The sequence below is a fragment of the Nocardia sp. NPDC051833 genome, assembly GCF_040681225.1.
GTDB lineage: Bacteria > Actinomycetota > Actinomycetes > Mycobacteriales > Mycobacteriaceae > Nocardia.
This window is the reverse complement of record NZ_JBFAYK010000001.1, coordinates 3,063,280-3,075,057: the sequence shown is the minus strand read 5'-3', so window position 1 is coordinate 3,075,057 and position 11,778 is coordinate 3,063,280. Positions and strand designations below refer to the sequence as shown.

12 protein-coding genes are annotated in these 11,778 nt (G+C 70.8%); 4 read left to right on the top strand and 8 right to left on the bottom strand.

Going from position 1 to position 11,778, the window contains the following annotated elements:
* Positions 1 to 42: 42 nt before the first annotated feature.
* Positions 43 to 270: a hypothetical protein gene (locus tag AB0L91_RS13915; RefSeq protein ID WP_218720726.1), complete on the bottom strand. Its 228-nt coding sequence runs from the start codon at positions 268 to 270 to the stop codon at positions 43 to 45.
* A 243-nt stretch (positions 271 to 513) separates the two neighbouring features.
* Here AB0L91_RS13915 and AB0L91_RS13910 point away from each other — a divergent pair, with 243 nt between their 5' ends.
* Both AB0L91_RS13910 and AB0L91_RS13905 read left to right on the top strand, forming a co-directional pair.
* A complete protein-coding gene (locus AB0L91_RS13910) occupies positions 514 to 1,686 on the top strand; it encodes a serine hydrolase domain-containing protein (RefSeq protein WP_365009912.1) in 1,173 nt (390 codons plus the stop codon).
* Positions 1,683 to 3,188: an alpha/beta hydrolase gene (locus AB0L91_RS13905; protein WP_365009910.1), complete on the top strand. Its 1,506-nt coding sequence runs from the start codon at positions 1,683 to 1,685 to the stop codon at positions 3,186 to 3,188. Before AB0L91_RS13910 ends, AB0L91_RS13905 begins: the two co-directional genes overlap by 4 nt.
* 4 nt (positions 3,189 to 3,192) lie before the next feature.
* On the opposite strand, the gene AB0L91_RS13900 is transcribed toward AB0L91_RS13905, so the two are convergent.
* The 5 genes from AB0L91_RS13900 to AB0L91_RS13880 form a co-directional block, all read right to left on the bottom strand.
* Entirely contained in the window at positions 3,193 to 3,852 is a 660-nt protein-coding gene (locus tag AB0L91_RS13900; protein WP_365009907.1) for a response regulator transcription factor, read from the bottom strand.
* Positions 3,840 to 5,090, bottom strand: coding sequence for a sensor domain-containing protein (locus tag AB0L91_RS13895; protein ID WP_365009906.1), 1,251 nt, complete (start codon positions 5,088 to 5,090; stop codon positions 3,840 to 3,842). Before AB0L91_RS13895 ends, AB0L91_RS13900 begins: the two co-directional genes overlap by 13 nt.
* A 7-nt stretch (positions 5,091 to 5,097) precedes the next feature.
* On the bottom strand, positions 5,098 to 6,867 hold the full coding sequence (locus AB0L91_RS13890; RefSeq protein WP_365009904.1) for an MDR family MFS transporter: 1,770 nt from the start codon (positions 6,865 to 6,867) through the stop codon (positions 5,098 to 5,100).
* Positions 6,864 to 7,361, bottom strand: coding sequence for a MarR family transcriptional regulator (locus AB0L91_RS13885; RefSeq protein ID WP_365009902.1), 498 nt, complete (start codon positions 7,359 to 7,361; stop codon positions 6,864 to 6,866). Before AB0L91_RS13885 ends, AB0L91_RS13890 begins: the two co-directional genes overlap by 4 nt.
* A gap of 90 nt (positions 7,362 to 7,451) precedes the next feature.
* A complete protein-coding gene (locus AB0L91_RS13880; RefSeq protein WP_355280860.1) occupies positions 7,452 to 8,273 on the bottom strand; it encodes a crotonase/enoyl-CoA hydratase family protein in 822 nt (273 codons plus the stop codon).
* 107 nt (positions 8,274 to 8,380) lie between these two features.
* On the opposite strand from AB0L91_RS13880, the gene AB0L91_RS13875 reads away from it, so the two are divergent.
* Positions 8,381 to 8,857: a YbaK/EbsC family protein gene (locus AB0L91_RS13875; RefSeq protein WP_355280861.1), complete on the top strand. Its 477-nt coding sequence runs from the start codon at positions 8,381 to 8,383 to the stop codon at positions 8,855 to 8,857.
* Between the two features lie 79 nt (positions 8,858 to 8,936).
* Positions 8,937 to 9,488, top strand: coding sequence for a flavin reductase family protein (locus AB0L91_RS13870; RefSeq protein ID WP_355280863.1), 552 nt, complete (start codon positions 8,937 to 8,939; stop codon positions 9,486 to 9,488).
* 256 nt (positions 9,489 to 9,744) lie between these two features.
* On the opposite strand, the gene AB0L91_RS13865 is transcribed toward AB0L91_RS13870, so the two are convergent.
* Together AB0L91_RS13865 and AB0L91_RS13860 are read right to left on the bottom strand one after the other, a co-directional pair.
* Positions 9,745 to 10,275 (bottom strand): excalibur calcium-binding domain-containing protein, encoded by a 531-nt coding sequence (locus tag AB0L91_RS13865; RefSeq protein ID WP_365009897.1) that lies wholly within the window; start codon positions 10,273 to 10,275, stop codon positions 9,745 to 9,747.
* 180 nt (positions 10,276 to 10,455) lie between these two features.
* Positions 10,456 to 11,772, bottom strand: coding sequence for an aminotransferase class V-fold PLP-dependent enzyme (locus AB0L91_RS13860; RefSeq protein ID WP_365009895.1), 1,317 nt, complete (start codon positions 11,770 to 11,772; stop codon positions 10,456 to 10,458).
* Between the last annotated feature and the right edge of the window lie 6 nt (positions 11,773 to 11,778).

Genomic DNA, 11,778 nt, shown 5'->3' with positions numbered 1-11,778 from the left:
CCCGGCGTCGCCGGATGCCCCTGGGTCGGACGTGCGGGTAACTCAGTACCAGATGTAGAGGTCCCAGCCGTCCCAGTTCTCGGTGCACTCCCAGTAGTAGCCGCCGGTGTAGGACGACTCGCCGTCGGCGCGACAGGCGGCCAGCGTGGCGTAGGTGCCGTAGTAGGTGCCGTACGGGCCGGCGGCGGCGTTGCCCGCCGCGACCGTCGACACCCCGGCGACGGTCGCGGCAGCCAGCAGTCCGGCGGCGATGGTGGTTTTGATGCGCATGTCGTTCGCTCCTCTGTGTTCGTTTTCGACGAGATGAACGGTATGGGCGCGCGAGCGCCGAAACAGCCACCCCTAGGGGGAGTTCCCGCCCCACCATGGGCGTTTCACCTTCCCCACCCCTGGGTCGGTAGTGCTGGCACTACCTTCGATTCGGGCGCGCGCGGCATGGGCGCGAGGCGCGCGTCTTCCTACGCTCGGAACAGTCACCGAAAAGCACGTTCCAGCAGGAGGAAAGCGCAGCTCATGAAGCTATTTCGCAGCAGGTCCCTTCGCCTCGTCGCCGTGGGTGCCTGCGCCGCCGCACTGCTCGCCGTGCCCGCGTGCGGTAGCGCGACCACCCCGGTGGCCGCACCGGCGCCCGAGGTGCGCCAGGCCCTCGAAACCTTGGTGCGGGCGGGCTTCCCCGGTGCCCAGGCCGTGATCACCTCGCCCGCGGGCGAGCGGACCGTCACCGCGGGCGTCGGCGATCTCGCCTCGGGCGCGCCGATTCCCGACGGCGCGTTCGTCCGGATCGGCAGCAATACCAAGAGTTTCGTGGCGACCGTGCTGCTGCAACTCGTCGCCGAGGGCAGGGTCGAGCTGGACGCGCCCGTCGAGCGGTACCTACCCGGCGTGGTGCACGGCAACGGCAACGACGGCAATCGCGTCACCGTGCGGCAGTTGCTCCAGCACACCAGCGGTCTGCCCGAGTATCTGGCCAGCGGCGATCCGAGCAAGCCCACCGATCCCGGCTCCCCGCAGCTCGATATCGCCACGGAGGCGGCGCGGCGAGCGCACTTCACCCCCGCCGAGCTGGTGCGCATCGCGATGACGATGCCGCCGCAGTACGAGCCGGGCGCCCGCGCGGTGTACACCAACACCAACTACGTGCTGCTCGGCATGCTGATCGAGCGGGTCACCGGCCGCCCGACGGCCGCCGAGATCGCCACCAGGATCCTCGAACCGCTCGGCTTGCGCGACACCTACACGCCCGCCGCGGGCGACTCCGGCCTGCGCGCCCCGCACTCGCGCGGCTATCAAGAGATCGACGGCACCCGAGTCGATTTCACCGAGCTCGATCCCTCGTGGGCCGACACCGCGGGCGACATGATCGCGACCGGCGCCGACCTCAATCGCTTCTTCACCGCCCTGCTCGACGGCAAGCTGCTGCCCGCCGCCCAGTTCGCCGAGATGCGCCGCACCGTGCCCTTCGACCGGATGCCAACGGCCGGTTACGGTTTGGGCCTGATCCAGCGCACCGCCTCCTGCGGCGACCAGGTGACCGGGCACGGCGGCAGCATCCCCGGTTTCGGCACTCACACCGGCGTCACCGCCGAGGGCGTCGCCGTCACCCTCGTGGTGAACGAGCTGCCCCGCAGCGAGGAGCAGGCGAAACTGGTCGATCAGGCCTTCGACACGATCGTGTGCGCGTCGTGAAGCGCCTGATCACCGCCGCGCTCGCCGCCACCGCCACCCTCGGATTGCTCACCGCCGCACCGGCGTCGGCCGACCCGCTCGACGACTTCCGCCACCAGGCGCTGTCCTGGCGATCCTGCGACGATCCCCGCCTCGACCCGGCGGGCGCGCAGTGCGCCGATGTCACGGTGCCGGTGGACTATTCGGACCCGGGAGGCGCGACGATGACCGTGGCCATCTCCCGCCTGCCCGCAACCGATCCGGCACAGCGGCGCGGGGTGATGCTGTCCAACCCCGGCGGTCCCGGTGGCCCCGGCCTCGACTTCGTCGTCGACATCCGCGGCGGCATGACCCCCGAGGTCGCCGCCCGCTACGACCTGATCGGCCTCGACCCGCGCGGCATCGGCCGCTCCACACCGGTGAATTGCCGCTGGCAAGAAGGGTTCTGGACCCAGTCGGCCGGACTCGACGCGGCCGACTTCGCCGCGAGCACCGTCCGCCAGGCCGAGCTGGCCGCCCGGTGCGCGACGACGGAGGGCGCCCGCCTGCGCCACATCACCACCCGCAACACCGCCCGCGACATGGATCTCATCCGCTCGGTCCTCGGCGAGGACCGGATCAGCTACTACGGCACCTCCTACGGCACCTACCTGGGCGCGGTGTACACCCAGCTCTTCGGCGAGCGCGCCGACCGCTTCGTGCTCGACAGCGCGGTCGACCCCGAGCGCTACGGCGCGACCGAGCTGCTGCGCGACATGGGCCCGGCCAACGAGGCCGCCTTCGATCTATGGGCAGCCTGGGCCGCCGCGCACGCCGACGAATACCGTTTCGGCACCGACCGTTTCGCGGTGCGCGAGTTCGTCCAGGCGATGGTGCGCCGGGCGAAGGACCGGCCGATCCGGATCGGCGAGTTCACCGTCGATCAGCACAGCCTGCCGAACATCCTGTTCGCCGGGCTGGACGATCCGCGCAAGTATCCGATGCTGGCCGGGCAGCTCCGTCAGCTCGCCGACGCCGCCGACGGCGCGACCGTGCCGCCGGACCCGCAGCTGGCCGCCACCCTGGCCTTCATGCTGAAAGCGGAGCCACGCGACCTGTCCACCGCCACCGCCGTGCTGTGCGGCGACGCGGCGACACCGCGCGATCCCGCCTGGTACTGGCGCAATATCGAAGACAGCCGCGCCGATCAGCCACTGTTCGGGGCGTTCACGAACAACATCACGCCGTGCGCGTTCTGGGCGCCGCCCGCCGAGCCGAAGACCGTGGTCGACAACGCGGTGCCGAGCCTGATCGTGCAGTCCACCGGCGATACCCGCACCACCTACCCCGGCGCGCTCGGCATGCACCGGGCGCTGCGCGGCTCGCGGCTGGTGACCCTGCCGGACGTGCCGATCCACTGGATCTACGGCAACTATCCGAACGACTGTGTCAGCGCCGCCGTCAACACCTACCTGCTCGACGGGACGCTGCCCGCTACCGACCTGACCTGCCGCGACGAGGCCGGGTCCGGCGCGGTGCGGTGACCGCTCACGGCCGTCCCGGCCGGGCGTTGAGATAGGTGAGCACCGCGAGCACCCGGCGGTGACCGGACTCGTCGGCGGCCAGGCCGAGCTTGGCGAAGATGCTGCGAATGTGTTTGAGCACAGCGCCTTCGGTGACGACGAGGCCGGCGGCGATGGCGGAGTTGTCTTGGCCCTCCGCCATCAGCGCGAGCACTTCGCGTTCCCTGGCTGTGAGCGTCGACAGCGGGTCGTCCACGCGTCGGCGCACCAGCAGCTGCGCGATCACCTCCGGGTCCATCGCGGTGCCGCCCGCGGCGACCCGGTGCAGCGAATCGAGGAATCGGTCCACCTTGCCGACCCGCTCCTTGAGCAGATAGCCCACCCCGCCCGCGCCGTCGCCGAGCAGTTCGGCGGCGTAGCTGTCCTCGACATAGGCCGAGAGCACGAGTACCGGCAGGCCGGGGTGCACCGTCCTGGCCCGCACGGCGGCGCGCAGGCCGTCGTCGGTGAAGGTCGGCGGGAGCCGCACGTCGACCACCACCGCGTCCGGGCGATCGGCGGTGACCACCGCGAGGAAGTCCTCGGCGTCCTCGACAGCGGCGACCACCTCGATCCCGGCGGTCTTCAGCAGCAGGACCAGGCCTTCCCGGAGGAGGGCGTCGTCCTCGGCGATCACGACCCGCACGGCAACTCCACGCGCACCAGGGTAGGCCCACCGGCGGGGCTGTCGAGCGTCATCCGGCCGTCGAGGGCCTCGGCCCTGCGGCGGATGCCCGCCAGGCCACCGCCCTCGGTGACCGTCGCGCCGCCGACGCCGTCGTCGCGGATCGCCACGGTCAGCAGTGCGGGCGGTCCGCTCAGTTCGATCGACAGATTCCCGGCCGCGGAGTGCTTGGTGGCATTGGTGACGGCCTCGGCGATGACGAAGTAGGCCGCCGCCTCCACCGCCATCGGCCTGCGCGTGATCCCGTTCAGCTCCACCACGCACGGGATCGGGCTGCGCGCGGCCAGCGCGGAGACGGCACTGGCCAGGCCCCGATCGGAGAGCACCGGCGGGTAGACGCTGCGGACCACGTCGCGTAGTTCGGCCAGCGCCGCCGACGCGGTGTCCTGGGCGGTGCGCACCATCCGGGCCGCGGCGTCGGGGTCGCGGTCGCGCAGTTGCTCGGCCAGGCCGAGCTGCATGATCACCGCGGCGATCCTGGCCTGGGCGCCGTCGTGCAGGTCGCGTTCGATGCGGCGCAGTTCGGCGCCGTGCGCGTCGAGGGCGGCGGCCCTGGTCGCGGTGAGCTCGGCGACCCGGTCGGCCAGCAGCGCCTGCTCGTCCGGGGCCAGCAGGGAGCGAGCGACCTTCGCCTGGGCCGTCGCCGCGTCGGGCGTGCGCAGGGTCAGCGCGCCGAAGAGGAGTCCGATCAGCGCGGACACCGCGGCCGTCGGCCAGGAGTGCACGACGAGCCCGTTGCTCCCCTCCAACCCGTCCACGCCCGCCCGCCACAGCACCGGAAGCACCAGATGCTGCACCGCGCTCACCGGGAGGGCCACCGCCAGGCCGGCCAGGGGCAGTCCGATCGTGCCGTGCAGCACCAGCCAGGCGAGGTCGCGGCGATTCGCCGGGTCGGCGGCCAGGGTCGCGAGCTGGTCGCGCAGGTCACCCGTCAGCGGCCGGTAGGCCGGGACGATCGGGGTGCCGAGTCGTTTCCCCGCCCTGCGCCGTTCCAGGGTGAGCAGCGGGCGGATCAATTTCACCGCCTCCGGCAGCGCCGGGATCCCGATCCCGATCAGGCTCGCCGCGGCGACGATGGCCAGCGCGACCACCGCGAACAGCGCCGCGACCCCGGTCAGCCCGCCGACCAGCAGATAGCCGACAGCGGCGGGCAGGCGGCGTATCCGCCGTCCCGCTCCGCCGCTGCCGGTTCGATTCATCCCTCGATCATGCCGGGGGTGCCCCGGCGCGGACGCGGCCACCCGCGTCGTCGCTGCGATCGGTACCGGACTCGGTCGTCTGGGCCGCGGTGTCGGCGAGCGCGCCTGCCGCATCGGCGGCCTTGGTGTCACCGGCCGCCTGGATGCCACCCTGCATCCGCAGCGGGGCCTCCTTCCAGAACAGCACCAGCAGCAGCGCGAGCGCCGCGACCGCGGTCGCCACCAGGAACACCGTCGACATCGAGTCGGCGAAGCCCACCTGGAACGGCTTGGCCAGCACCGGGTTCAGCTGCTGGATGATCGAGCTGTCCTCGAGCACCTGGCCCGCCGCCGAGGTGTCGTGCGCCAGCAGCCCCTCGGCCAGCGCGGCGTCGGCCGGGTTGGCGCTCTGCGCACCCGTGACCACGGCCTGCTGGTAGGTGGGATCGGTGGCCGCCTGCTGCATCTGCTCGGTGATGTTCGGGGTGAGCAGCGAGAACAGGATCGACAGGAAGACCGCGGCACCGAGGGTGCCGCCGATCTGCCGGAAGAACGTGGCCGACGCGGTGGACACGCCCATGTCCTTGGGCGGCAACGCGTTCTGCAGCGCCAGCGTCATCGGCTGGAGCAGATTGCCGAGACCGAAGCCGGTCAGCGCCATGAAGATCATCGCCAGCCACAGCGGGCTGTCGGCGTCGAGCAGGTGCAGCAGGAACAGGCCGATGGTCAGCGTGATCGCTCCGATCACCGGGAAGGCCCGGTACCGGCCGGTCTTCGAGATCAGCCTGCCCGACAGGATCGAGCCGAGCATCAGGCCGAGCACCATCGGCAGCATCTGCAGACCCGCCTCGGTCGGCCCGGCGCCCCGCACGACCTGCAGGTACTGCGGCAGCAGCAGCATCCCACCGAACATGGCGGCGCCGACGACGAACGAGATCACCACGCCGAGCGCGAAAGTGGTGTTCGAGAAGATGCGCAGCGGGATCAGCGCCGCGTCACCCATGTACTTCTCCACCGCGACGAACCCGACGACGCCCACCGCGCCGATCAGATAGCAGATCACCGACGCGGTACTGCCCCAACCCCATTCACGCCCCTGCTCCGCCACGATCAGCAGCGGCACCAGACCGATCGCGAGCACCAGCGCGCCGGCGAAGTCGATGCGGTGGGTGGCGTGTGGCTTACGCGGCAGCTGCAGCACCCGGGTCACCACGACCAGCGCGAGCAGGCCCAGCGGCACGTTCACCAGGAACACCCAGCGCCAGCCGGTGATGCCGAGGATGGTGTCCTGCCCGGCCAGCAGACCGCCGAGCACCGGCCCCAGCACGCTCGAGATGCCGAACACGGCAAGGAAATAGCCCTGGTAGCGGGCCCGTTCCCGGGGACTGATGATGTCGCCCATGATGGCCAGCGCCAGCGACATCAGACCACCGGCGCCCAGACCCTGGAACGCGCGGAAGGCCGCCAGCTGGTACATCGACGTGGCGAACGTGCACAGCAGCGAGCCGATGACGAACAGCCCGATCGCGGTGAGGAAGAACGGCTTGCGGCCGAACATGTCCGAGAGCTTGCCGTAGAGCGGGGTGCTGATCGTCGCGGTGATCAGGTAGGCCGTCGTCGCCCAGGCCTGCAGCGAATAGCCGTGCAGGTCGTCGGCGATGGTGCGGATCGAGGTCGACACGATCGTCTGATCGAGCGAGGCCAGCAGCATGCCGAGCATGAGGCCGGACAGGATGGTCAGGATCTGGCGGTGGGTGAAGCCGGCGGGTGATTCCACCGGGGCCGCGGTTGTCGTCACGAATCGTTCTCCATCGCGGTAGTGCTCAGTGCGGTCGAGCGGGTCAGCAGGGTCGGGCGGGCCGCGTCGTAGTCGTCGACGAAGCGCGTCAGCAGCGCGGCGAAGGTCGCGCGGTCCTCGCCCGACCAGTCCTCGGTGACGATGGCGACGGACTCGCGGCGGCGGGTCCGGATGCGTTCGGCGACCTCCCGGCCCTGGTCGGTCACCTCCAGCACGGTGGCGCGGCCGTCGTCGGGATCGGCGACCCGGCGCACCAGCCCGCGTTCGACCAGCTGGGCGACCTGCCTGCTCACCGTCGACGCGTCCGAGTGCACCGCCTCGGCGAGCGCGCCCGAGCGCATCGGCCCGTCGCAGACCAGCCGGAACAGCACCACGAAGCCCGCCGGGTCGATGCCGGAGCGGTCTTTGATCTGGGCCAGCGTGCGGTCCCGCAGCCGGTGCAGCCGGACGAGCTGGACCGCGATCGCGTCGATCGAGGGCTCGTTCTCAACCAATGCTCTTCACCTTTACTTGCATCAATCAATTAGTTGTGTGATGCAAGTATGTAGACAGAACGGTCACCTGGGCAACCGTTTGAACTACCTTTACTCGCCCTTGAACTCCGGCGCGCGCTTCTGGAAGACCGCCGTGATGGCCTCGGTGAGGTCCTTGGACGGCAGGAACGCCGCGTTCCAGGTCGACACGTAGCGCAGGCCGTCGGCCACCGCGGGCGCGGTCCGGTGCTCGAGCACATCCTTGATGCCCTGCACCACCAGCGGCGGGTTCTCGGCGATCTCGCGCGCCATCGCGTGCGCGGCCGCGACCACGGCCTCCTGATCGGCGAACACCTCGTTGACCAGGCCGATCCGCTCGGCGCGCGCGGCGTCGATGTCCTTGGCCGTGTAGGCCAGCTCACGCAGGTTGCCCTCGCCGATGATGCCGGGCAGGCGCTGCAGCGAGCCGATGTCGGCGACGATCGCGACCTTGGCCTCGCGCAGGCTGAACTTGGCGTCCTCGCTGGCCAGCCGGATGTCGGCGGCCGCGATCAGGTCCAGGCCACCACCGATGCACCAGCCGGACACGGCCGCGATCACCGGCTTGGTGCACTCGGCGACCGCGGTCACCGAGTCCTGCATCCCGCGGACCACCTTGAGGAACTCGGTGCGCGGCGCCGCCTTCGCGTCGTCGGCCAGCACGGGCGCGAGCATGCCGCCCATCGCCGCCAGGTCGAGCCCGAAGGAGAAGTGCTTGCCCGCGCCGGTGAGCACCACGGCCCGCACCTGCGGGTCGGCGTCGAGCTCGCGGAAGATCTCCGGCAGCTCGCGCCAGAAGTCGGGTCCCATCGCGTTGCCCTTACCCGGCCCGGTCAGTGTGACCTGGGCAACGTGGTCGGCGATCTCGACGGTGAAGGCCTGCCAATCAGTCATGTGCCGAGTCTATTGGCGCGCCGCCAGGGATGCGCGCAGCCCCTGGGGTCGACCCCAAAAATCCACTCCCCCGGCATATTTCCCGCAATCGTCCTACTCTGGATTTCATGCGCAGGTCGTCTCTTCCGGCGGTCGCATGCCGCGTCGCCGATACGCTCATCGCCCGCGGGCATCACGGCGTCATCGTTTCGCCGGAAACGCCCGCTGCCACCGCCGCCGATGCCGCCCGCGCGATGGGCGCCCATCCCACCGCAATCACCACCTCCCAGGTCTTCCTGCTCGACGACGATCCCGTCCTGCTGCTGGTCGCCGACCACCACCAGGTCGACCTGACGCGCACCGGCAAACGCCTGGAGGGCACCCTCACGCCCGCGCCCACCGCCCTGGTCGAGCGCATCACCGGTCAGCCGATCGATGGCACCGCCCCCGTCGGCCACCCCACCAACCTGCCCACCTGGGTCGACACCGCGCTGGCCGAGCACACCGAGGTGTGGGCCGCGGGCGGTCATCCGAACACGGTGTTCCGCACCAACTTCCGCGAACTCGTGCGGATCACCGCCGGGCTGCCGATCGAGGTCGACTGAGCCGGAGCCTGTGTGATGTGCGCCCACCGGGCCGACCGGACCCTGGGCGCGGTCGCGGCACGGGCGTAGTTTGGGGCGGGTGAGTGAAGTGCGACGTACTCCGTCCGAGCTGGTGGTTCCCGACGATCTGAGCGGGATCACGGCCGAGCAGTACCGGGAGTCGATGCGGCACTATCCGGCCGGTGTCACCGTGGTGACGATCGGCGCCGAGCACGGCCCGGTCGGCTTCACCGCCACCTCCTTCGCCTCGCTGTCCCTCGAACCGCCCCTGGTGTCGTTCAACATCGCCCACACCTCGTCGAGCATCGAGGCCCTGCGCGCCGCCGACTCGGTCGTCATCCACTTCCTCGGCGAACACCAGCACCACCTGGCCCACCGCTTCTCCCGCACCGCCGCCGACCGCTTCACCGACCGCTCCCTGTGGACCACCCTCGACACCGGCGAGCCCGTCCTGCACGGCACCCCCCTCTGGCTCCGCACCACCCTCCACCAGCTCATCGACATCGGCGACCACACCCTCGCCGTAGGCCTGGTCACCCGAGTCCACGACCAAACCCACGAATCCCCCACCGCCGCCCCCCTCCTCTACTACAACGGCAAATACCACCGCCCCACCGCCCTCGACACCTGATGGCGGTGGTGAGCGAGTTCCGGGTCACCGGGGTCTTCCCTGTCAGCTACCAACGGAATCCCCACGTCGTCGGGCACCTAGTCGGCACTGTCGACGTCGGCCAATCGGTTGAACTCGGACGAGCGAACGCGGTCATCGCCCACGGAGTCCTGGAGCACATCGCGTTCCACCGCGCTCCTGCCGGTGAGTACTCATTCACCTTCTGCGACACGATCTCCCAGCACGTCCGGGCAGGTGATGTCATCCGCTCGATGGATCAGCCCCGATCGCAGGCCACGCCGTCACCGTCGGCATCCAGACCGGAGCGGTAGCCGGGCTCTCCGCGGTGGAGTGGGGCGACGCCCGCAGCGCGAGCCGCGGCGCAGTTCTTGTAGTAGGCGCTGGGAGTGGGCGGCGCCTCCGGTTCGGGAACCGCAACGCGGGGTGCCTGTACCGGCACGGTGGTTATCGACGTAGGAACAATGACCGGCGGGGGCAGGGCGGTGGTCGTCGGCACGATCGGAGCCACCGGCATTTCGACCGTGGTGGTCGTGGTCGGCGCGACAGCGGTTGTCGACGAGGCGGTCGTCGTCGACTGCGTGGTGGTCGAGGACGCGGTGACCCGGGTGGTCGACGTCGCCGAGGGTTCCGCCGCCGGCGCGGACCCGCCGTCGGCGAGACCGCCGATCGCGGCTAGACCGACCACACCGGCGACTCCGATCCCGGCCACCAGGGGCCAGCGGCGCTTCTTGTCCTGCGGCCGGGGCGGACGAGCCCACGGATCGGGCGGCTGAATCGGTCGAGTCACTATCTCCCCTTAGGTGTCTGAGCACTGCTTTCGGGGCTCATCGCGACCGGCCGAAAGCCCGTTACCCAGTTCCACGGCGTGCCAAACATTCTCGAGGGCGGGCAGGCCGACGCGGCCGACCAGAAACGGGTCGGCCGCGTCAAGGGGGTTCTACATCTCGGATGAGCCGAACCGGCGGGATCAGCCGAGCAGGCAGGGGGCGGCGCCGGTGAGGGTGTCGGGGGTGAGGGGGCGGGTTTCGGGGGTGGGGTTCCAGAGGCCGTCGGTGGTAGCGTAGGTCCAGGTGGGGCCTGCGGCGACGAGGGTGGTGATGGCGGCGATCAGGCGGTCCACGTCGGCGGCGGTGGTGCCGAGGCCGATGCTGGCGCGCAGGGCGGCGTCGAGGCCGAGGGCGGCGAGGAGGGGGTGGGCGCAGAAGCGGCCGTCGCGGACGCCGATGGCGTGTTCGGCGGAGAGGTAGGCGGCGACCTCGCCGGGGGCGCGACCGGCGACGGTGAAACAGACGATGCCGACGGCGTCGGGGCTGTCGGACCAGATCCGCACCAGATCGACACCGGGGATGGCGGACAACCCATCTCGCAGCCGGTCGGCCAGGAACCGCTCGTGCGCGACGAGATCGTCCGCGTCGATCGCGGCGAGCGCGTCACAGGCGGCGGCGATGGCGGCCGCCCCCAGCACATTCGGCGACCCGGCCTCGTGCCGCTGCGGCGCCGCGGCCCAGTCGACCTGCGCCACACCGACCTTGCGCACCGCGCCACCACCGGCCAGGTGCGGCTCACCGGCATCGAGCCAGTCCCGTCTGCCGACCAGCACCCCGGCACCGAACGGCGCGTACAGCTTGTGCCCGGAGAAGGCGAGATAGTCGATCCCGGTCTCGCGCAGGGAGATCCGGCGATGCGGCGCCAGCTGCGCCGCATCGACGAGAATCCGGGCGCCGCACTGGTGGGCGATGGTCGCGAGCCGCTCCAGCGGCAGCACCTCACCGGTGACATTGGAGGCCCCGGTCACCGCGAGCAGAGCGGCGGGCTTGCTGCACAATTCGGCGACGACCCGGCGAATGGTCTCCTCGACGGTGTCGGCGGCCCGCACCACCCGGCGCCCGTGCGCGGTCCACGGCAGGAAGTTCGCGTGGTGCTCGATATCGAGCACCACGGTCTCCCCCGGCACGCAGCCTGCCAGCAGGTTCAGCGAATCGGTGGTGTTGCGGGTGAACACGACGACCTGGTCGTCGGCGGCATCGAGGAACCGGGCGACCGCGCCGCGCGAGGCCTCGTAGCACTCGGTGGAGATCCGCGAGGCGTACCCGGCACCGCGGTGCACGCTGGCGTAGTACGGCAGCAGCTGCGAAATCCGGTCGGTGACCTGCTGCAACGCCGGCGCGCTCGCCGCGTAGTCGAAGTTGGCGTACGCCTCGGTCCCGCCCTGCACGAGCGGAACCCGCAGGTCCGCACCGGACACGGTGGCCAGGGCACAGGTGGGGTCGATAACTGCGGTCATGACGAA

Bases quoted from the DNA above. Each gene is read 5' to 3' on its own strand.
- AB0L91_RS13875 (WP_355280861.1), top strand. From the start codon at position 8,381: ATGCGCAGGTCGTCTCTTCCGGCGGTCGCATGCCGCGTCGCCGATACG.
- AB0L91_RS13880 (WP_355280860.1), bottom strand. From the start codon at position 8,273: ATGACTGATTGGCAGGCCTTCACCGTCGAGATCGCCGACCACGTTGCC.
- AB0L91_RS13860 (WP_365009895.1), bottom strand. From the start codon at position 11,772: ATGACCGCAGTTATCGACCCCACCTGTGCCCTGGCCACCGTGTCCGGT.
- AB0L91_RS13895 (WP_365009906.1), bottom strand. From the start codon at position 5,090: ATGAATCGAACCGGCAGCGGCGGAGCGGGACGGCGGATACGCCGCCTG.
- AB0L91_RS13915 (WP_218720726.1), bottom strand. From the start codon at position 270: ATGCGCATCAAAACCACCATCGCCGCCGGACTGCTGGCTGCCGCGACC.
- AB0L91_RS13910 (WP_365009912.1), top strand. From the start codon at position 514: ATGAAGCTATTTCGCAGCAGGTCCCTTCGCCTCGTCGCCGTGGGTGCC.